We start from the raw sequence: 21,953 nt of genomic DNA, 5'->3' as shown, positions 1-21,953 counted from the left end.
GGCAGCGAACTGAACAGGGGATCTCATGGGCTCTGAAAACTATCTGCGAACGGAAACGGTTCACATCGACGAAGTCAGTTGCAATGCGACAAGCACCGTCCAGTGGTTTGCGGAGAACAAGAACACGAAGGGGAACGCCACCCATCCCATTACGCACAATAACAAGCTCAGCCTTCATTTCTGTGGCAAGGAGGGCTTCGCCGCCATCGCCAAGGACATCCAGGAAGCGAAAGGCAGTATCGACCTGGTGTGCTGGGGATTCGATCCCGGAATGGAACTGGTACGCAATGGATACAACTGGCCGCGGGCCGAGACTTATGGCGACCTCCTGATTGCTGCTGGAAGGCGGGGCGTGCAGGTCCGGCTGTTGGTCTGGTACAGCTATCTCGGCGGCAAAAAACAGAAGCATATGCCGGGGCACACGCATGGAACGAGTCCCTGGCGCATCCATGATAGCGACGTGGAAGTCCAGCAAATCGATTCCAAGCGCAGCCTGCAACAGATACAAGAGCATGCGCGGAATAACCGCCACAAGAAGGAATGGAACCTTTCAGGCGACAAGCTCGCGGCCATGGCCAGGGAGGAGTATTGCTGCAGCTGGTACAAAGCGGCATTTGCCGGCCGGCTGCAGGGCATCACCATTCGCACGCGTGACGGCGATGTCGGCAGCATCGCAAAATCGCTTGGCCAAGAGACGAGAAAGCCTGATGGCGCCGAGTACGGGTTGGAGGTAGGTGCCGGGACTCATCATCAAAAGCCGATTCTGATCGACTTCGCCTATGACGACGGCAAGAAAGCGGTCGCTTACGTCATGGGCCTGAACTCCCTTACCGACTACTGGGACACCCCCGAACATGGCGTCGAGAATCCGTTGCGAGAACAAGGCGCCGCCAAGACGAAGAAGGAGCATGCGCAGGGCGTCGACGGCAATTTCGACTTCGAGACCTTGAAGCCCTACCGTGACTACGCTTGCCGCATCGAAGGCGGCCGGGCACTGATACCGATCCATGAGAATTTCGAGCGGGCCTGGGCGCGCGCGGGTGGCGATATGAAGGCCAGCCAATATATGTGCGACAAGCCGCCGTCCGCCCTGCTGCGCAAAGCCGCAAGCGGCGATTCGACGGTGCAGATCGTCAGGACCCAGCCCGAGGAAAAGGACTTCACGATCAAGGACATCTACTTCAACGCGACCCGCGTGGCCGCCGGGGGCACGGGCTACCTGTACATGGAAAACCAGTATTTCCAATACCAGGACTGGGCCGAGCACTTGCTGGCGATCCGAAAAAACGTGATCGCAGGGTGGAAGCGCAGCTGCGCGAAGATCGGCAAGGGCACCGAGGACTTGCCGATCATGCACGTCTTTGTCGTTATTCCGGCACCTGAAATGGCGGAGATGATACCCCGCACCTACGACACCTTGGCGACGCTGGGCCAGCAGGGCGGTATGACCGGCCAGGTCAAGATGATCGAACAGGCCAATGCGCAGCCAAAGCAGGCGCTTTTCGAGGATGCGGCAGACAGGCGGGCAAGTACGAGCGCGACGCAAGCGCTTTCCGATGTCGTTGTGGCGGCAAACAAGATCGACAAGCCTTCCAAACTAATCCTCGAAAAAACATTTGGCTTACGCGTATGCGTCGCCGTGCTCAACGCATGCGAATTCAACCAGGCGTGCCGCCAGTGGCGCTACCGCGAAATCTATATCCATTCCAAGTTGCTGCTGGTCGACGACGGTTTTTTCACGCTTGGCAGCGCGAACCTGAATCAGCGCAGCATGGCTGTGGACAGCGAGATCAACTTGGCCACGAACGACCTGCGTCATGCGACTGCCCTGCGAAGACGGATCTGGTCGCAGCTCACGCAGTCACAGCAGCCTCCGTACACAAAATATGACGGCGGAAATGCTACGCCACAGGAAATCGCACAAACCTTTAATCATTGGGTAACCCTGATGAACGAAAACAAGGATAAACAAAAGGCGCGGTCAACCGACCCGAAGAAGAAGCAGATGGATGGCTTCATCGTTCCGCTGGACGATGGCCGAAGCTCGACCACACGCTACGGTTGAACCATGCGTACCCTTGCCGATTTCCCTCCACGGCGTTGCCGCAACTTGGCAACCTTACTGATGACTCTCACTTTCCTGGTGGCCTGCAACATGGACAAGACCAAGGTTCCCCCCCACATGCAACCCCTGCCGCCGTTCGACCCGCACATCGCCTCGTTCGAATGCCAGACGGAGGCGAGCAAGGTACCGCCGATCGACGCCCAGGCCGAGGACTGGTTCCTCGAGGCGCGCGCGATGGAAGATGGTTTTGTCTACGTCGACGATGTGGATTACAAGAAGGTCGTCCAGCTGACCCGCCAGGCCGCCGAACGGCATCACTGGAAGGCAATGCTGAACCTGGCCAGCCTGTACGTGGAAAAGCACGATCCGCCGCATGGCGAAACCGAAGCGGTGGCCTTGGTGTCCGAAGCCATGGAACTGGGCGTGCCGGCCGCCTACGACAGGATGGGCACCTATTACCTCAACGCCACGGGCGTAAATGGCAATCCCGACCGGGCCTACGCCTTTTTCCAAAAGGCCGCCGCCATGGGCAACCCGCAGGCGATGGCCTTCCTCGGCGAGAAGATGGACGCGGGTGCGGACAACCTAAAGCCGGGCTACTGGGGCAATATCCCGATTGCGATCAAGATGCTTGAATGCGCGCTGGCCCAGGGTTACGGCCCGGCCGCCGTCGAAATGAAGCCCATGTACGAAGTACCCAGGGCGCCCGACGGAACCGAAATCGGCAGGGAAACCCGAGCAACCCGCGACCGCGTAATGCGGGCCCTGCACGAAGGCGTGCGGGGTGGCTGCGAGTACTGCGCAAACAGATTGGCCATCGAGTTCGGCGATCCGAGCAGTCTAGAAGACATGTTCGTGCCGTTCATCGACAAGGCACGCGCCCAGCGTTACAACATGCTTGGTGACGCACTCGGCTTCAACCCCGACCGTCGCTTCCCGAACCTCGACAAGATTCTGCCCCTGCCGCCGGCACCACTACCGCCTTGGGACGGCACCCGGGAAAGCTTGCTCGCGGCAGCCATGGCCGTCGTGCCCGCGACGGAGGCACCGGCACCGACCGAAGCCTCGCTCAGGAAGGGACGCTACTTCCTCGACAGCGCCTATGCCTTCCGGCCTGTAGCGGAAACGACGGATGCGCTCCAGGCGCCTTTCGCCAGCTACTGGCAACCGACAGCGCCAAAGGAATCCGCCGAGGTAAGCGCCTTCCTGGCCACAATTCCACCTGGCCTCTACAGCAGGGGCGAGGCATTCGAACAGCCGCGCTACCCGAGCCGCACGGGAAAGGGGGCCATTGCCGGGATTGTCTGGCAGCGCGTGCTTACCGTCCACAACAATGGCGGCATGGTCGCGCCGCGCACGGCACTGAGGTTGTCCCGGCAAGTTCCGCGGTTAGCTCCGCCCGTGGAATGCACCGGGAACAAAGTGTGTCCGATCACGGGAACTTGGCAGCCATGGCTTGCGCCAGGCCATCCGCTGGAACAGGAAGTCAATCAAGCGTGGCGGCAGCGCTGGCTAACCGCAGGACAATCCTTCCCGGACCCCAAGCGCGACTGGATGCTACCGCTGGACAGTGTCGAGCTGAAATGGCACCTGCTGGAGGCGAATAAGCCGACTGAGAAATGACACACGCTGGCCATGTCGAAAGGCCGCGCTCGCGCCACTCTGTTGCCTTGGGCAGCGCACGTGACGGGCCGGACATCAATTAGCATCGGGAGGTGATTGAACATGAAGCATGAGGGGCGCGGCGTAATTCGATTGAATGACAAGACGGACCACGGTGGCCAAGTTATTTCTGTTTCATCCGGCACTGTCGTAATGGGTACCGAAGCGGCGCTTGCCGACGATCTCACCTTCTGCCCCAAGTGCAAAGGGAAGTTTCCTATCAAGCCCGACGGTGCCGGCGCCAAACACATGGGCCGGCCGTATGCGTATGACAACGACCTTACGGCTTGCGGTGCAAAGTTGATTTCCTCGATATGACGGTCTCGACCGACCGCGCAGTGGCAATTAATTGCACCTTGGGGCGGCGGATGCGGCTCAGAGCTTGTCGGTTTGTTCCTGTTGCTTCTTGGCTTCCTCTTCGGCGATCATACGGGCGAAGTCTGCAAACAGCTTTTTACTCAGGTAGCGGACTTCCATCGTGAAGGACAAGTGCGGGGAATCGATCTCCACGACCGAATCGCCTTTTTGCAGACGCGCATAACCGTAGCCCATGAAGCTGTCGACCTTATTGCTAACAGTAACGTACTTACTTGATAGCTTGCTGAGCATGCCGACCGGATTCTTCGGTACCGTCATCACTACGCCGGCGAGCACGCCATCTTTGTCGAAGAGGAACAGCGCGTCTGTCAAGCCCTCGACGCCCAGTCCATCGCCGTTTGACCACAGCATCGGCCCGCCGCTGTACCTGCTCTCTCCACGTGCTTCGAGTCGCGTTTGCGTGCCCAGCGCAGCCTTGACGCCAGCTATGTTGGCAACGCCGATCTCCAGGCCCAAAGGCGAGGCGTTGTAAGGCTGCGCATTGGCCGTAACGGGAGATTGCGTCGATGCCTCGAACGCGGCCGGCGCTGCGCTTGCCTGTGCCTGTACCGGCACGGCGGGTTTGCTTGCGGCGGGAGGGAACGCTTCACGTTTGCCACAGCTACCGATGCTTGCAGTAATGATGATGCCAAGTATGATCCTGGTGAGATGCACGGTTGCTCCTTAATGTTCCGTTAAAAGGCCCGGCAAGATTAGTCTGCTTGAAAGCCATGCACCTTGATCTGCGTATTCGCCGTGTATGTTGTGCGCTTAACATCGTTCCGGTACAGCTTCAGTAAATCGATGTTGGCAAGCGAAATCAGCGAGCCTCGAGCGGGCTACGAGCCTTTGGAAGTCAGCACGTACCAGAATCAAATTCAAACTGGTTAGTAAACGGGTTCCATTTTTGCTTTGCGAAAAAGTGCACTTTCCGGCCGTCGTCGTATGTGCGATAGCAAGAGGCATTCGTGCAATTGGTGCGGCAGCTCGTCACTCCCGGAACTTTGTCTGGACGTGCAGGGTAGGGATCGCCGTGAAATCCAGTGCTGGGCATGCTAGTGTTCCGCAGAACCTTTTTTGATTCGTTGCTTGCGTGTTGGCTCATGTACCAAATCAGGACTTTCGAGACACTGGCTAATGAGCGCATTTTTCTGGTCAAATCCTGGCCTCGCTCAAGCTCACTGTGCGTCAACTGGTTTGCTAAATCGGTTCGGATATTTGCAGAGTCAGTCTTGTTCGAGGGATCGTTCGCGGCAGCGAGATTCAAAAGAGCATATGCAATGACCTGACTCTGGGGTACGCCCAGCCCTCGATCATACATAGCTCCGAGGTTTTTTTGCGCCACAAAGTTCCCCTGGTCAGCAGCCAGCCGATACCACTTGGCCGCTTCCCTGTGGTCTTGTGGCACGCCCTGTCCCTGCTCGTACATAACCCCGAGGTTGTTTTGAGCATCGGCGTCGACTTGGTCGGCAGCCAGTCGGTACCACTTGGCCGCTTCCTTGTAATCTTGCGGCACGCCTCGTCCTTTGGCATACATGTTCCCGAGGTTAAATTGGGCCGCCGAATCCCCCTGGTCGGCAGCCAGTCGGTACCACTTGACCGCTTCCTTGTCGTCTTGTGGCACGCCCTGTCCTTTGTCGTACATAAATCCGAGGTGGAGTTGTGCCAAAGTCCTACCCTGGTCTGCAGCCAGCCGGTACCACTTCACCGCTTCTTTGTGATCTTGTGGCACACCCTGTCCTGTGGCGTACATAGCTCCGAGGCTGTCTTGAGCATAAGCGTCCCCTTGATCGGCAGCCAGCCGAAACCACTTGACCGCTTCCTTGTGGTCTTCCTGAACGCCCTGTCCTTTGGCGTACATATACCCGAGTTTGCCTTGAGCATGAGATTCCCCCAGATCGGCAGCCAGCCGAAACCACTTGACCGCTTCCTTGTAGTCTTGCGGCACGCCCTGTCCTTCAGCGTACATAAGCCCGAGGTTATGTTGTGCCGAAGAGTCCCCCTGATCGGCGGCTAGTCGAAACCACTTTTCTGCCTCCTTGTAGTCTTGCGGGACACCCCGTCCTTTGGCGTGCATATACCCGAGGTTGAGCTGTGCCGAAGAGTTCCCGTGGTCGGCAGCTAGCCGGTACCACTTGACCGCCTGCTTGTAGTCTTGCGGCACGCCCTGTCCTTTGGCATACATAATCCCCAAGTTGTTTTGAGCATCAGTGTCCCCGTTGTCGGCAGCCAGTCGGTACCACTTGACCGCCTCTTTGTAGTCTTGCGGCACACCCTGTCCGTTGGCGTACATAAACCCGAGATCGTATTGTGCCGAAGAGTTCCCTTGGTCGGCAGCCAGTCGATACCACTTGAGCGCTTCTTTGTAGTCTTGCGGCACGCCCTGTCCTTCGGCGTACATAAGCCCGAGCTTAGTCTGTGCTGCTGAATCGCCCTGCTTGGCTAATGGTTCAAGCTCTCTAAGCGCAGTAACAAAGTCGCCGCGCCTGTACGCGGCATCTGCCTCGCTGACACTAGCGTTAGCGTGAGGGGCAAGACCAACAATGGTTGCAATTAAATAAGCGATTAAGGTGCGTGTAGTCATGGGAGGCATAATCAAAAGCACCGCTCATTGAAGCGATGGAAGTTAGACAGCGATGGCCTCGGTACCGTCTGGTAAATGAGCGCGGCCGGACCCGTTCGCCACTGTACTCAAGGGCATCCACACTGTTTTGATCGAACCGAAGCGTGCGACGCGGTCTCGCCCCGGCTTCTGACTGCTCTATAAAACTTGTTTTCCTAAGAGGAATGGTTGTGGTGCAAACCTGCGGCTGGGCTGGAATGGCGTTGCCAGCCAGGGAGCGTGTCACGCTGCCTGGCGTCGATTTGCCTTCATCAACAGCGGCGGCCTGCTAGCCGAGATTCACTGAATCGCTCCGCTTTCGATAGGATTACAAGCAGAGCAAAATCACCATTGCACAACTGTCACCGCAGCGGTCGACTGCACTCGCTACCCAAACAACCCATGGAGGAACCAGCGTGATTCTGGGTCCTCACTGGTGCTGCGACCTCGCTCCTGATAGACCCAGTACAAGGTATGTTCTTCGCCTTCCGCAACCCAATAGTCCCTGGCAACCGTACCTCCCCACCACCCCGCCTCGACACGCTCCGGCCCGGACACCATCCGCAGCGGCGAGCCATAGAACGGCCTATGGTTTCGCATGAGAAGTGGAATCGGCTTCACCAGCAGCCAAGTTGGGCGGAGGATGCTGCTCAGGTTCGGCGGCAGCTGGCCGGCGACCGTCGTTTGCCGCACCTTCTCCTGGATGGAAACCCACGTGTTGGCGACCTCCGGCCGGTAATCCGCCACCGGTTTCACCTGGCGAACTCTATCCTCACCCAAGCGAGCAACCAGCAGCTCGATCATGCGTATCTGGTCTTCCTCCGTGCCGCCCGGTTCAGGGAAAAGTGACTCGGTGGGAGGTGCCATCGGTTGTAGCTTGGTCGTATGGAGGACTAGCCCGATCACTGGTGCCTCCAGCACCAGCTTTCCGAGCCGCTCCTTCAGCAACCGCACGATGTGATCGCTATGCCAGGTTGGCTCAGCAAGAAGTATTTCCACTTCAGTTGGTGCGCGTGCGACCCGGCCGCGCTCGTGTTCCAGCTTGAGCTTGATGCCCTCCGCTGCAAGTTGCATTCCACAAAGCCAGCCGACCAGCTGTAGCACCAGGCGCTGTGCACTGGCTAGCAGAAGGTCTGCATTCTCAACGCGGTCGAACAGCTCCATCTTCGCTTCGAACGTCGCAGGCGCTTCAACCCATTCGAACATCTCTGGAGCGCTGCCAAACGCACAATCAAGAGTATCCAGCAGCGCACGGCCACACCGGCGCTGAAGACCTGGGCGCGGCAACCGCCGCAAGTCGTCGATCGTCTCGCAGCCGATCCCCTCGAACCAGCTGGCAAAAACCCTCGCCGCCGGCAGGACCACTACAGGGAGACGGCTCAGCGCACGCGCTGATGACTCTTGCTTTAAAGCCCAGCCGCCCCCAGCTCGCGCGAGCATCCACGCCGCCCGGGCAGTTGGAGCGCAGCTCAACCTCCCGGTGAATCCTAGATTACGGAGATCGGCGCAAACTCGCCTACGTAACGACCGTATACCACCAAACAACCGCAAGCTCGCGCCGATGTCCAGCAACAGCGTTGACTCTTCCGCGAGCGTTACCTGCGGCGTGTATTGGAGCATTGAAATCGCGATGGCCTGCAACGCCCCCTCTTCCCGCGCAGCAGTGCGTTCGTGGATCCGGGCATTAGGTGCCAGCATCAACACACCGCCGCGGCGCATAGCTGATTTGACGCCAGCGATGCGCGCCCCGCGCGACATCGTAAGAACTGTCTCGCGTTCGACGACAACCGTCACGCTGTCATTCGACCAGCTCGGTTCGAAGACTTCGAGCGGGAGCTGGGGTAGATACAGTCCGATCCACAAGCGCATGACGATGAACAAAAGAGGGAGATAATGGCAAGAACAGTGCCGTTTCGCGCTGTGGACCGCGGCGTTTCAGGAAGTCGATCTCGACGCCTCCGAGCGCTGGCCGCACCCCAAGACGAAGCGGCGCCGGCGAAGCATCCTGCGATGCGGCAAGTGGACGGAACAAAAAGAAAAGACTCTCTCCATCTGCAGCCGCCAAACTCAAACGTCGCAGGCTCTCATTTCGAATATGACCCGGCCAAAACAAAAGAGCGTGACATCCACCGCTTCGGAGGACCTGTTCTGCGGCCCAGAGCGCGTCAGTTGTGCGGTCAGGTTGCACCCAGGTGACTTGTGATGGATTTAGTCCCATAGCAGCAAGCGCAATCGAATTCGGCACGTGTGGGGGCTGAATCATCATTACCCGGCGCTTGCCAGCTGCTGCCAGAGCAGGCTGCAGAAGCCTCAGCTCGCCTGTACCTGGCTGCCGCAAATGCAACTCAACTATGCTGCTGGTCGGCCACCCTCCTCCCGGCAACTGTGCAGACAAGACAGGATAACCAGTGTCAACACAACGCGTACTCGAACGACCGAGCTGCGAGGCACGCCATAGCGACGGATGAATCGACTCCGGCGTCGAATGGATCTTAGGTAGCATATCAGCCTCACAATACTGTATGCCCATACAGTATATGATTGATGAGGTTTTAGCAAGGCATGGACGCGCAGACCTGATGTCGCGAGCAAAGCAGGCACGAACAGGTATCTCAATACGTATGCATCTAGCAACGTGATGCTCATCGGGGACAGCGCATGCAGACTACAGGCGGGTCAGGGGATCTCAACTGACGGCACGATTGCGGCCAGACGCTGCTGCGGCACGCGCAGGGGCTACGCATCAGCAGTCGTCGCCTGCACCGCAAGGACGTCTTGTTCAGCAGAGATATTTCCTTGTACAGGTGTTCCTCGCACTCAAGCGTCACACATGTCACCTCAATCTAGCACGTCGTTGCCAGATGAGAAATGCCAGAAACTTTTGGCCAAATCTTCGGTCAGTACTATTTTTGGGGCACTTAGAATGTGCTGGCCAGCAATCGCATGGTTCCAAACGTCCAAAACGGCTCAGCGCAGCGACTTGGTTAAGAAGCGAGAAAAATGGCAAAGAAACAATACACACGCAACGAATCGGACATTCAAGAGCTGCTGAGGAAAGGACGCGGAAAAGGAATTGGGGAAAATTACGTTCCATATCTCTATGTTCGCGATGTACCTAGTCTTGGCCGATCGCATCGAGTATACGGAAAACGAAGTGGTCGAGTCCATCATCTGCTGTCCGATATCGAATACGCACATTATCTGACGTTCGACATGGACGACTCAGTCATTGATATTAGAGAGCAGTTCGCCTTAAATCGCGACGAAACGATGATCATTGCATCGCGCCTCGGCTACCGGCATCCCAAAGACCCAAAAAGTAATACCTATTCTGTAATGACTACAGATCTTGTAATTACCTACAGAAATAGAGCAAGCCCAACCCACAAAGCGTTTTCAATTAAGCCGGCTAGTCAGCTTCAAAAAACACGTGTGGGAGAAAAACTAGAAATTGAGGAGGCGTATTGGACGGAGAAAAACATTTCTTTTAAGGTACTAACGGAGCACGATATCCCAGTTCACCTAAAGCGCAGTTTGCAATGGCTTAGGCAGTACCACGATATCTCAAAATTTATAGAGCCTTACCCGGGACACTTTGATGCTCTTGCCAAGCACATACTAATTTGTGTCGCCACCTCTCACGCCTTTGATATAACGCTCTGCGAAATATGCACGCTGCTCGACAAACACCTTACATACGAGCCAGGCTCTCACCTCATGATCGCTCGACACATGCTCTCCACGCGCATGCTATTGACTAATCTAAACCGTGAACAAATATGGAATACTCCGATTTCAGACATCAAAATTCATCCGAAACTGCATGCCAATTGCTGATCTATGATGGACGTTTTTCTAAAAAATACCGTAGTACGCCTGTCTGCCGACGAGGAACGACGGCGAATTCTCTATGTATCCGTTGAAAAAGACCTCCTAGCTTCCGTAACTCTACGGGGTCGACGCTGCGCTCCAATTCTATCCAAGCATAGCGACTGGTTGAATATGCTAGCCGAGGGGACGCTCGAAATAATCGAGGATCCATATCTAGACCTTCCATTCAACCATGCCTTGACCGATGCGATGAGGGCTCGCAAAGCTAAAGCTTGGGCCGCAATTGAACCCCTGACTAAAGACATTCCCGCCATTTTTCAATCAAGCCACCGAAACCAGCAAATCAACTCTCGCGCAAGAGAAGTAGGGTGTCATATTGATAGCATTCGCGACTGGTTGAACGAGTATTGGCAAATGGGCTGCACCTCCGCAGCTCTCTTCGGGAAACGAAAGAACTGCGGCGCCCCCGGCAAACCAAAACCAGCAAAGATGAAGTTAATCAGGGCTGATGAAGGCGAAAAGATCGAAGAGGCCAAACGAGGTGTACCTCGATCTAAAACCCCGGGAACTGGAATAAATATATCAGAAGAGCACCGACGAATTATCCGGATAGCAACAAACCTATTTTACAAAAAGAATAAGAAAGCAACGCTGATGTACACATATCTAAAAATGATTCGGCAGTACTACTCCGGCAACACGCGAGTGAACGAAAACGGAAAAATAGAGATAATAAATCCAGATGGTGTGCCGACCTATCAGCAATTTACTTATTGGCACAAGAAAGAAAACTCAGAATATGACGTAATTCAATCCAGGGAAGGCAAAACTTATTTCGAGAAGACACTACGACCTCTACTCGGAAATAGTACATTTGAAGCGATTGGTCCAGGCTATCGCTATCAAATTGATGCGACCATTGCCGACGTCTATCTGGTTTCGCGTATTGATCGTGACACGATCGTCGGCCGCCCTGTAATGTACGTTGTTATCGACGTCTGGTCGCGGCTGATCGTTGGCTTATATATTGGCTTAGAAAACGCGTCTTGGGCAACAGCAATGATGGCCGTCCATAACGTAACGTTAAACAAAGTCAACTACTGCAAACAATTCGGCATAGATATCCAACCTCAAGAATGGCCAGAGACGCCACTTTCCAGCGTTCTATTGGGGGATCGGGGTGAACTGCTTTCGAAACAAGCAGATAGACTGGCTGAAGTCCTTGGTATCGAAGTCGAAAACACACCTCCATACAGGGCTGACTGGAAAGGAATTGTAGAAAGACAATTTCGGCTCCTGCCCGCAAAATTTGCTGCTGACGTGAAAGGTTACGTTAATAAGGATTTCGGACAAAGAACAGGGCCGGACTATAGACTGGATGCCTGCTTAAATTTACATGAATTCACTAAGATAGCGATTCATTGTGTACTTGAACACAACGTCACACCAGTCGGAGGATATCCGCTGGAAAATGCTATGGTGGCACAACGGATTCCGGCGATCCCGAATGAATTATGGACATGGGGAATAAAAAACCGGATGGGAAGTTTAGTACGTCATTCGGAAAGCAAACTTCTATTTGCCCTCTTACCTACGGCCAATGCCAGCGCAACCGCAAAAGGGATCTCGTTTCTAGGGCGAAATTATTATGCATCCGCACTTGATAAAAGATCCTGGTTTAGCAGAGCGCGGAGCAAAGGGCGTTTTAAAGTTGTGATTTCATATCATCCGCACAACCTGAATACCGTATTACTGCACGATCCGGTATATCGGGATCAATTCACCTGTTGCACGTTGATCAGCAATGACAGTTCAGACCTCGATTTATATGTCGAAGAGGTAATCGCTAGGACAGATAAGGCAGCCAGAATTAATGCAAGCAGATGTTACGACACAATAGCCACGAAGATCACGCATCAAAAGGCTATCGAAGATATCGCAGCGTCTGCAGAGGCAGAGAAAAAGGAATTAGGTCCCTCGACAAGGAGTAAAAAGGAAAGAATTTCGAACATACGCTCATATAGACAAGTCGAGAAGACGCTACACAGGCTCTTAGATGCCGATAGAAATGTTGCTACAGCGCCCCAGCAATCTACTGAACACGACTGTTCTTCTTCCAAGGCCCCGCCAGTTAAGCTTTACGCCCGGATTCCCATATTTACCGATGACGACAAATCGGGAACATAAGCGAACCTAGCTCACCAACCTGATCAAAATAGTGCCATTACTTAATTTCTTATAGCTCAATTGCAGGACACGGTTACGCACCTTTTCTCAAGAAAATGGCTTCCACTTCTGACACTGAGAAGAAGTTAAACGATTCGCGACAGGCCTACGACATGCAAAGGACTGGGCTCAAACATGTCGTCGCCCGCTATACACGAAGCGAAATCTCTGAATATGTAGGAAATGAATTTATCGAAGCATTAGGCCCTATCCCTTCAAGCAAGCAGCTTGCAACATTGATGACTAATCGTCCGGCGTACGATCCGCTCGAACGTGAAAAGCCTGATCATATACGCAAGCACCTTATGCTTCGACTCAAGCGCTTCTATGAACCGCTTACAGAGCAAAACTCAATTGCTCAAACACTTAGTGAAATGGTCCGTAGCGGCTATGTGAATCGTAACCCATCCTCTCCGGCGTTCAAGCAATTCCTGCAGCAGTCGTATTTAAAACGCCAGCAGCTCGATATAGTCGAGCAGGTTCCAGACACCGATCCAATGTGCGATTCCTACGCTATCATCGGCGTATCTGGAGTAGGGAAATCACGACTGACACGCCGCGGGCTAGCCCAATTCCCGTCATTGATTTGGCACCCTCAGTTACGAATGCACCAAATTCCCTACATCATAGTCGAATGTCCCTATAACGGAACTGTTCGACAACTGGCGATGAACTTTTTCAACGAGCTCGACAAGATAGCTAATACCTCATACGAAATACGTTTTACAAAACGCAAGATGACGGTTGAAGACCTGATTCGTGAGATCAATGCAGCTGCCCATCTTTTCGGAATCGGCCTCATTGTGATTGACGAGATACAGCATGCCAAAGCAGCTTCTGGCACGGCTGGCGAACAGAGATTTTTGAACTTCCTAGTTCGTTTTGTTAATACTTCTGTCGCACCAGTTGTACTCATCGGAACGATGTCGAGTCTTGAAATGCTTCAATCTGACTTTCGGCAAGCTAGGCGCACGATCGGAGCCCTGTTACGAAACCACCAGAAGGATGAGGAATGGGATCATTTCTTAAAATGCATGTGGAAGTATCAGTGGACGAGAACTCCCACAGCGTTAACAGAAAAGCTAAATGAAGCGATGTACGAACGTACCCAAGGTGTTCTGGACCTAGCAGTAAAGCTTTATCAATATGTGCAACGACGGGCGATCGACTGCAAGGCTGAGGAGATTACAGTTGATATGATTCATGTTGTGGCCAACGAAGAACTAACGCGTGTCGCCCCTATGGTTGAGGCACTAGCTTCAGGAAACTACTCGAAGCTTGCCCGCTATGGGGATCTTACTATGCCTGAGGTCGACACTGCTAGTTTTTCCAGTTCAAGAAAGTGGAGCGGTAGCGAAAATTTACAGCAACTGCTTTCCTCCTTAAAAAGGGACGATAACAAAATTAATAAATAGGCAGGCCGCAATCAAAAGCCGATCGGGTTTTCTACACAGTTAGAAGAGATTGACCGAACAGCTTGACCTGTTTCTCGCAAAATATGCTATGACTATAGGATACTTTCCCAAGCTATACCCTGATGAGCTTTTGGGAAGCGCTGTCGCTCGGTATCGCGTTCACACGATGGCAAGTTTTGATGCACATGTTAATAAAGAGCTTTACGGCAAAGCTCGATTCCATACATCGATCACGCTACCAAGGGGGCTGCAAGATCTTCATAACATTATTGAACCTTTTATAGGACTGTCGTTGGAAGAACTGGTTTTTCAAGCGACTTTATATCCTTATCACACGGCTTTTGCCAACAAAGATACTAAAGTTCGGATCTTAAGAAAGATGCTTCAACAGCGTCAAGGTTTACGAGGTCGACACAGCATTGGAGGACGGGAACCGCCGGTTATCAGAATGAAAGTATGCCAAAGGTGCATCAACGAAGACGTTGCACGCTTTGGTGAAAGCTACTGGCATCGGACACATCAACTGGACTGTGTTCACTTCTGCGAAAAACACGTAACGCCACTTCTAGAAGCAGTAGTATCTACTGGTATTAGAAAATCTATCTGTGCTTTAACGCCTCAGGTCGTTACGCACCCCTATCTGCCTTACCTCTCCGAGAGGTCGAGGCAAAGGCTATTTGAAATTGCTTGCCTGGCCCGTCAATATTTAGATGGATCAATTATCCATGACAGAGCGATCACAAGAAAATCGCCTCCGAAAGCGTTTCGTGATTTATATGCACTTGGCTCTTTCCTGAATATCATAAGCATTAGGAGAGATTTTATGCAGCATTTTGGAGAACAGTGCCTTGAAATACTTGGCATTCCACTTAGTCAAGATAACAGAATCGACTGGATAAGAGACATTTTCAGCGCAAGATGGATCCCGATAAAACATGTAGCGACTCAACTATTCTATCAAGATTTCGTTATCCCCCGCTGCACTCACGTTAGGAACAAAAAATATGTACAAGAAGAAATCAAAAAGCGGGCTTGGAAGTGCCAGAACCCTGCGGCGCCTCATTTTGGACAGCGGATCATAACCGATGTTCACGTAACGAAAGATTTTGAAAAAAGTAGAGGAGTGGTATTCAAATGCAATTGCGGCTACCACTTTTATATCAACTCCGAAAATTGGAATTTTCGCAGTGAGCCCACAGCGAAAAAAGTATTTGAATTTGGAGACATTTTTATAAGAACTTTGCGCGAGTTAAAGCTTCAGGGATTGCAAAATGTCGAAATTGCAAAACGTCTTCAGATAAACGAAGGAACCGTAAGCAAAATTTTAAAAGCGAGCTATGACTCGCGACCAACTCGGAGATGCCTAGAGGATGCAAGATTCGCTAGCCGTTTGCAAAATGCGAAAAATCTTGCAAAGAAAAGAGGCAACTTAGCCGAAAAATCGTATGATGAAGATCTCGCAAAAAGAATAGAAGAAGCCGCAAAATTCCTACTCATGCAGACTCCTCCAAAAAGAGCAACGGCAAATCGTATTCTTGAGATCGCCGAGATCAGCGTTGAACGTCTCTTTAAGAAGCCTTACTGTCCCGCAGCCATCTCCACAATTCAACAATATACTGAGACAGCAGCTTCCTTTCGTCAACGGGAAGCTTGTCATCTTATGGATAAATAGGATTCCTCATTGTCGAGCTCGCAATATCAGGAGGGTAACAGGGTCGGCAGAACTTCCCATAGCTCCTGAATTTGATCGTTTGTCGCGTGGGACAGCTCGTCGACATTGCCAGCGATATACCGGGTCTGGTATTCGGCGTCGCTGACCATCCAAGTAACACCAATTTGGGCAACAGGGCTGCAATCGGGCGCTGATTGAGCCGCGCCAATCAGTCTCGCTGCGCTCCGGACGATAGATGCGACACCCCTGAAAGGGTCCAACGATTTTTTGAACACATCGGTCGCATTAGCGCCAAGCTCAGGAGCAATTGACGTAGGCCAGTTGATAGCAAATTGCATGCTATCGGAAACGGCATAGGATGCGGGATCGTTATTCGATGCGCACCAAACACCTCTGCCGCTTGCTTCGACGGAGACACCCAATATGAAGGACAGGTCCTCTTCAACCGAGCGTGGACTGCCTGGCTCAGTCTTGATATCGCCGCTCATGTGATTGAGGACGTCTGTCACCTGATCTACACCGAAAGCTGCTTCGCTACAAAGCATATCGAGCGCACGCTTTCCTTTCGTGTGAGAACCTGCCGAAACAGCCCATCCACGGCCTATCTGCCGGATTTTTCGAAACCGAATTGGGACAAGACAGTACTCACCTGTCGGCGTCGTAATCGGCATATCGGCAGCGTCCCAGATATAGCTTGGCAGGGAATCATCCAAAGCTCCTGAAATCCGGGTGTCAGCAGCAGCAACGCATATTGGGCCGAACTGGGCTACAAAACACACTGTCATCGTTGTTCCTAAAGGCGAGAGATGAAAAATGGTAGCGAGCCTTACTAACCAATGCAAGCAGTGCTTAGAGCGCCTAACAAAACCTATTCTTGTCCTCAGAGCAACAAGGGCGTACACTGAGCCGGTCCGAACGTCCGCAACCGGCCAGAAGCGGACACCTGACATGCTCTTCAAACGGATCACTAGCCGTGGCTAACTTGAGGGTCCGCCGATAATTTGCTACCCAAAAAAGGAACATAATGAAACAAATAGCGGTAGGAACACTGGCTGCAATGATGGCAGCAGGAGCGTTGGCATCTCCACAAGATGATTTGATCACTATCGCGAACCAATACGGCGGATATTTTGCGATAGGTAGTGATAATCCCGGCCCGGGACTTATTGAGTCATTTGCTAAGGAAACGGTAACAGTTTCTATCGTCGGGAAGAATTTGTTGATTCAAACCCGACTTTCACCAGTAAGCGAAACCCTCCCAGCGGGTGCACTCTGCCAGACAACAATGAGTCGGACTGAAACATGGGCAATTCCATTTACCGCTATAGCTAGCGCGAACTACACAAAGCGACAAGTATGGTACAACTGGCAAGGTGATGCGTTAGCACTCACGACAGCGAATCAAGCAAAGCTAGTGGCACATAATATAGAGTACTCGTTCACGGAGGCGATATGCCCGGGCGGAGCGATTCCCGTACCACCGCAACAGCGCGAATACTATGAAGGTAGCGATACAGCTTATATTGATTTTCTAACCCCGGCTGCTGCACTGAAGGCTCTTGCCGTAGCAAGACAGATCATACAGAACAACAATGGACAAGTTACCCTATACACCCCCAATGATGTGGTCGATTATATAAATTTGTACGGTGGGAAATTTATTCGCTCATCAAGTGCAAACTCGGAAACAATAACCCGTACGACATATAATTCCTCATTAAACGGCCTACAATTCCAAGTCAAAGAGTTGACCACCCAATATATTCTCGATATTTCGAAAGCGACATTGTGTGCAACAGGTCCGGATATAGCAGAAAACTACAAGTTCATTCTTTCATATGCTGAACCTGCCTCTATATCCGGTCAAATAGCCTCGATCAATACATCTGGGCTCGTAATTTATGACGTCACTCCCGCGAAGCCGAGTATCGGTCAACTGTGTGCACAACAGCGCTCACCGGTAAAGATTTCAGAACAGTACCAAGATAATATGCTTGGTCCGTTCTTCGTGACCGATGTGATGGCACAACGATTTGCCAGCATCTTCAACACTGCGATTAAAAATCTAGCCCATGTGCGCCATAGACGGTATCGTTGATTTAGCACGCTCGAAATTTCCCGCTCGGCAAGATGACGTGCTGGCTTGAACGGCCGAAACCGGCCAGGAGCAGTCATAGGTCGTGCGCGCAAACGTCCAGGTAAGCTGCACGCCGATCAAGCGTATGCGTCACGAGCACATCGCGTTTGGCTGCGCCGCCGAGGCATCGCAGCACGTATCGCGCGACGCGGCGTGGAGTCGCGTGAAAGGCTCGGCCGATGGCGTTGGGTCGTTGAGCGCACCCTAGGATGGCTACACCGCTTTCGCAGATTGCGCATCCGGCATGAGCGACGAGCCGACATCCATCAGGCGTTCCTTTCGCTCGCTTGCTCGCTCATCTGTTGGCGATATGTCGAGCGGTTTTGTTAGGCGCTCTTATTCAGCTAATAGGTCCGCTGGCATGGCAGGCGAAGGACCGCAAGCGAACGCGACACCACGTGCTGTGACAGTTTTATTCATCCGTCTCCCGATCAAGGGTATGAAAGTTTTACGTCCTCAGTGAGAGTTTTCCGCAGTCGGTCGCTTGTAGGTACTTGTTAAATCAGTGACTTACGAAGTCGCAAAGTGACATTTTTTTTCATCCGCTACAGCAGCGCGCCGCAACTGCCGCTGCGCAGCACTTGTTCCGCGGCCCACAACGCGTCCGCCGTGCGGGTCGCGCGCAGCCAGATCAGTTGCGAGGGCGGCACCCCGAGCGCCGCCATGGCCAGCGCCTGGGGCGGATGCGGCGGCTGCAGCAGCACGATGCGCCGCTGCGCCACGGCCGCCAGCGCGGGACGCAGCAGGCGCATCTCGCCGATGCCGGGCTGTTGCAGCAGCAGGTCGACGAGCGTCCCGGTCGGCCAGCCGCCGCCCGGCAACTGGGCCGACAGCGTGGGATGGCCGGTATCGATGCAGCGCGTGTCGCTACGCGCCAGCTGCGAGGCAAGCCAGAGCGACGGATGCAAGGCCTCCGGCGCCGCAGATATTGAACCTGAGCAATTCATGTATGATGCGAAGAAATACTGTATAAACATACAGTACTATTCTCATCAGGTTTTGGCAAGGTTAATCTTCTGGAATGGGCGCTGGAAGAAGAACTGCAGACGGAACTCATCGACCGCAGCACGCGCGAATTCCGGCTGACGCCGAACGCGGACTACCTGTTGAACCATGCGAAGGCCGTGGTGGACGCGACCCGGCGCCTGCGCGAGGCGGCGCGCACGGAAAGCGCGGTGCGGGGCCGGCTGCGGCTGGGGGTGATCGAGACGGTGGTGCACAGCTGGCTCGCGCATTCCGTGCGCCAGCTGAACGCCAGTTTCCCGGAGCTGGAAATCGATCTCGTCGTGGACATGAGCACGACGTTGGAAAAACGTTTACTGGCGGGAGAGCTCGACCTCATGGTCGGCATCGAGGGCGTGAACAGCAGCGAGATCACGTCCGAGCCGCTGGCCGTGTACCCGGTGCGCTGGATCGCGCGGGCCGGGTTGCTGTCGGCGCAGCGCGAGGGCCTGGCCCAGCGCCTGCTGCAGTTCCCGATCCTGACGTTCGGCCGCGGCACGGCGCCGCACCGGATGCTGGAAGACATCGTCACCCGGCTCGCCAACCTGAGCGCGGTGCCGCTGGAACAGACGCGCATCACCTGCTCGCCGTCCGTGGCCGCCATCATCCAGCTGATCCGCAACGGCTTCGGCGTGGCCGCGATTCCCTGGCTGTTCGTCAGCAGCCATCTCGAGAACGGCGAATTCGTGGAGGTGCCGCTGCAGCCCGTGCCGCCGCCGATCATCGTGTCGATGAGCCGGCGCACGAACGCGCCGGTGGCGGAGCATGCGGCGGCGTCCGCCGTGCGCGCGGCCTGCGCCGAGTATTGCGCGCAGGTGGACTGGCGGTATATCGAAAGCCTGGGCTGAGCGCGTCCGTCAGGCCGGACGGCGCTGCGACAGCGTCATTGCTGGCGCTTTTTCTCTTCCTTCTTGACTTTCTTGTCCGCTTTCTTTTCCTTTGCGGTCTTGGCCGGTTCCTTCTTCGTGGACTTTTTCGCGTCCTGGCTTTTACTCATTGTTTTCTCCAGTCAAATTAATGGATCACGGATCCGCGCAGCTTCGGCAGAGGCTGGAGGGCGGTAGCGACTTCACCTTCGGGATCTTCCTCGGTTTTCAACTGGATCCATGCCAATACCTCGGCAATACTGGCCAGGCCGCTGTGCAGGGATGCGCGCGCTTCGAAAAATTCGGACACTTCCGGGTTGCCTGGTTCCGGCACGAGGAGAACGGAATGCCCCAGTGCACGGATACGCGTTTCCAGCTCTTCCAGATCGGACGCCAGCGCGTCATGGAGTGCTTCGATGGCCGCCACTGCATCATCCATATCGTAGGATTCTTCATTCATCGCAGTTCTGTTTCAGCCTTATGGTTGTCTTGGTGATACGCGGCACGGAGAAGTCGCCCGTCCCATCGACCGGGTCGTGCAACGGCAGCAAAGCTTGATGACGGAAGAGCTAGACAGGACCGCCCCGAAGGGCATGGCAAGGAGGACAACAATCCGGACGCGTGGACACACGATACAGCAATTATGCAAATGCCGCTCAGGCGTTGCTGGACAGGGCGTCGGTCCGCCGCCAATCCTGCCCGCGTCGCGGCAGCGTCACCGTGAAGGTCGTGCCGTCCTGCACGTTCGACGCGACATGGATCTGCCCGCCATGGGCGTGCACGATTTCGCGCGCGATGAACAGGCCGATACCGAGGCTGGTGTGCTCGGCCTGGTCGCTGCCGATGCGGGACGCGACGCGGACGAGGGGATCGAACACGGTCGACACCTTGTCGGGCGGGATCGGCGGGCCCTGGTTATTGATGGCAAGGATGATATCGTCGTCAGTGGCGGCCAGGCTGACCCGGATCGGGGCATTCTTGTCGCCGTACTGGATGGCATTGCCGATGAGGTTGGACAGCATCTGCGCGACGCGGCCGTCGTCGAACACGGCATCCAACAGGGGCGGCACGTCCAGTTCGATCCACCGCTCCGGATGGAAGGTGCGCGATTCATCGACCACCTGTCGGCACACCAACACCATGCTGCCCTGCCGGACGCGGATCGGCATGCCCGGCCCCAGGTGGGTACGGGTGAAGTCGATCAGGTCGTTGACCAGCTTGCTCATGCGTTTGGCGCTGCTGAACATCCGTGTCGCCACGAGGATGTACTTCGGCGGGATATCGGTTGCCTGCATGACGAAACTCGCCCCGCCGACCAGCGTGCCCAGCGGATTGCGCAGGTCATGGCCGAGGATCGCCAGGAACATGTTCTGCGATCGCTTGACCAGTTGCTCATACCGCGCCACCGACTCGGCCAGGGCCTGGTCGACCGCCTCGTTGAAGCGCACCATGTCGCCCATGTCCGTGGCGAGGCTCCCGGGCGCCGCGTCCCGCCACAACGCCAGCACGCTCGAGCGCAGGGCGCGGTACTCGGACACCAGTTGCACGACGGTATAGCCGGACAACAGGCGGGCCTGGGCATGCGCTTCGGCGGCCGTTTCCTGGCCGTCGCGCCTGTCCTGTCCCCTGGATTTGGCCATGCGCTCCTGGTCGGACTGGCGGCAGCCGAGATCGTCCGCGAAAGCGAGCAGCATCAGGCGCGCGTGGTCGCGCAGCGCTTCATCATCCATTGTCAGGGCCGGCGGTTCGATGGTGCGCGCAAAATCTTCCCATTCCTGCAGGATCGCGTCCATATTGTCGCGTATAAAATCGGCAAGCCGGGATTGCTGCATTGTCATAAAGAACCTTGTATTACCCGATTCCGCGACATTCGCTTCGAAGGGGTAAGTGATAATAACAGCGCTATTCCCCACCCAATGGATAATTCGACAAAACCTGCCTTTCGAAAATAAATCCGAAATGATTAGGTGAATTCGGGAAAGTCCTGTATCTTTCTTCTGGCACTACATCAAGTCGTTGTTATTGTTGGTCTTTCTCTCCCGTTCGCCTCCCGGCGGTCCTGTTTGATTTCCTCCTTACTCTCTTGGTCGTATTGCATTCCGGGCGTCTTGCCCAAAG

At 54.5% G+C, this 21,953-nt stretch carries 15 protein-coding genes and 3 pseudogenes; 10 read left to right on the top strand and 8 right to left on the bottom strand.

Going from position 1 to position 21,953, the window contains the following annotated elements:
• Nucleotides 1-25: 25 nt before the first annotated feature.
• From ASD28_RS28075 to ASD28_RS28065, 3 genes are all read left to right on the top strand, one after another.
• Nucleotides 26-2,065, top strand: a complete 2,040-nt coding sequence (locus ASD28_RS28075) for a phosphatidylserine/phosphatidylglycerophosphate/cardiolipin synthase family protein (protein WP_056136508.1) — start codon at nt 26-28, stop codon at nt 2,063-2,065.
• A 90-nt stretch (nt 2,066-2,155) separates the two neighbouring features.
• Nucleotides 2,156-3,688, top strand: coding sequence for a tetratricopeptide repeat protein (locus ASD28_RS28070; RefSeq protein ID WP_156403729.1), 1,533 nt, complete (start codon nt 2,156-2,158; stop codon nt 3,686-3,688).
• A gap of 102 nt (nt 3,689-3,790) precedes the next feature.
• On the top strand, nt 3,791-4,045 hold the full coding sequence (locus ASD28_RS28065) for a PAAR domain-containing protein (RefSeq protein ID WP_056136504.1): 255 nt from the start codon (nt 3,791-3,793) through the stop codon (nt 4,043-4,045).
• A 57-nt stretch (nt 4,046-4,102) separates the two neighbouring features.
• On the opposite strand, the gene ASD28_RS28060 is transcribed toward ASD28_RS28065, so the two are convergent.
• From ASD28_RS28060 to imuA, 4 genes are all read right to left on the bottom strand, one after another.
• Nucleotides 4,103-4,759, bottom strand: coding sequence for a hypothetical protein (locus ASD28_RS28060; RefSeq protein ID WP_056136503.1), 657 nt, complete (start codon nt 4,757-4,759; stop codon nt 4,103-4,105).
• 181 nt (nt 4,760-4,940) lie between these two features.
• Entirely contained in the window at nt 4,941-6,668 is a 1,728-nt protein-coding gene (locus ASD28_RS33230) for a tetratricopeptide repeat protein (protein ID WP_056136500.1), read from the bottom strand.
• A gap of 405 nt (nt 6,669-7,073) precedes the next feature.
• Nucleotides 7,074-8,555 (bottom strand): DNA polymerase Y family protein, encoded by a 1,482-nt coding sequence (locus ASD28_RS28050; protein WP_056136499.1) that lies wholly within the window; start codon nt 8,553-8,555, stop codon nt 7,074-7,076.
• On the bottom strand, nt 8,485-9,189 hold the full coding sequence (imuA, locus tag ASD28_RS28045) for a translesion DNA synthesis-associated protein ImuA (RefSeq protein WP_056136901.1): 705 nt from the start codon (nt 9,187-9,189) through the stop codon (nt 8,485-8,487). The genes ASD28_RS28050 and imuA overlap by 71 nt, the downstream gene beginning before the upstream one ends.
• 497 nt (nt 9,190-9,686) lie before the next feature.
• Between imuA and ASD28_RS31500 the strand changes: the two genes are divergently transcribed.
• From ASD28_RS31500 to ASD28_RS31485, 4 genes are all read left to right on the top strand, one after another.
• A complete protein-coding gene (locus ASD28_RS31500; protein WP_082577179.1) occupies nt 9,687-10,523 on the top strand; it encodes a TnsA endonuclease N-terminal domain-containing protein in 837 nt (278 codons plus the stop codon).
• Nucleotides 10,524-10,688: 165 nt separating this feature from the next.
• Nucleotides 10,689-12,704 carry a transposase family protein gene (locus ASD28_RS31495; protein WP_229412086.1) on the top strand — a complete coding sequence of 672 codons (2,016 nt, stop codon included), beginning with the start codon at nt 10,689-10,691 and terminating at the stop codon, nt 12,702-12,704.
• A gap of 95 nt (nt 12,705-12,799) precedes the next feature.
• Nucleotides 12,800-14,158 carry an ATP-binding protein gene (locus ASD28_RS31490; protein WP_082577177.1) on the top strand — a complete coding sequence of 453 codons (1,359 nt, stop codon included), beginning with the start codon at nt 12,800-12,802 and terminating at the stop codon, nt 14,156-14,158.
• Nucleotides 14,159-14,207: 49 nt separating this feature from the next.
• Nucleotides 14,208-15,830, top strand: a complete 1,623-nt coding sequence (locus ASD28_RS31485; protein WP_156403728.1) for a TnsD family Tn7-like transposition protein — start codon at nt 14,208-14,210, stop codon at nt 15,828-15,830.
• Nucleotides 15,831-15,856: 26 nt separating this feature from the next.
• Here ASD28_RS31485 and ASD28_RS32190 read toward each other — a convergent pair whose 3' ends face one another.
• Nucleotides 15,857-16,615 (bottom strand): hypothetical protein, encoded by a 759-nt coding sequence (locus tag ASD28_RS32190; protein ID WP_156403727.1) that lies wholly within the window; start codon nt 16,613-16,615, stop codon nt 15,857-15,859.
• Nucleotides 16,616-16,854: 239 nt separating this feature from the next.
• On the opposite strand from ASD28_RS32190, the gene ASD28_RS32185 reads away from it, so the two are divergent.
• Both ASD28_RS32185 and ASD28_RS31480 read left to right on the top strand, forming a co-directional pair.
• On the top strand, nt 16,855-17,928 hold the full coding sequence (locus ASD28_RS32185) for a hypothetical protein (protein ID WP_156403726.1): 1,074 nt from the start codon (nt 16,855-16,857) through the stop codon (nt 17,926-17,928).
• Between the two features lie 78 nt (nt 17,929-18,006).
• Nucleotides 18,007-18,297, top strand: a pseudogene (locus ASD28_RS31480) (transposase); the annotation flags it as partial.
• Nucleotides 18,298-18,515: 218 nt separating this feature from the next.
• On the opposite strand, the pseudogene ASD28_RS28040 reads toward ASD28_RS31480, so the two are convergent.
• Nucleotides 18,516-18,914, bottom strand: a pseudogene (locus ASD28_RS28040) (cell division protein); the annotation flags it as partial.
• Between the two features lie 78 nt (nt 18,915-18,992).
• Between ASD28_RS28040 and ASD28_RS28035 the strand changes: the two are divergent.
• Nucleotides 18,993-19,817, top strand: a pseudogene (locus tag ASD28_RS28035) (LysR family transcriptional regulator); the annotation flags it as partial.
• Nucleotides 19,818-19,983: 166 nt separating this feature from the next.
• Here ASD28_RS28035 and ASD28_RS28030 read toward each other — a convergent pair.
• Nucleotides 19,984-20,295, bottom strand: a complete 312-nt coding sequence (locus ASD28_RS28030; protein WP_156403725.1) for a hypothetical protein — start codon at nt 20,293-20,295, stop codon at nt 19,984-19,986.
• 196 nt (nt 20,296-20,491) lie between these two features.
• Nucleotides 20,492-21,628, bottom strand: a complete 1,137-nt coding sequence (locus ASD28_RS28025) for a HAMP domain-containing sensor histidine kinase (protein ID WP_229412059.1) — start codon at nt 21,626-21,628, stop codon at nt 20,492-20,494.
• Nucleotides 21,629-21,953 lie beyond the last annotated feature (325 nt).

Source organism: Massilia sp. Root133 (assembly GCF_001426525.1).
Lineage (GTDB): Bacteria > Pseudomonadota > Gammaproteobacteria > Burkholderiales > Burkholderiaceae_D > Telluria > Telluria orientalis.
Note: the sequence above shows the minus strand (reverse complement) of the source record. Positions and strands in the feature narration are given on the sequence as shown.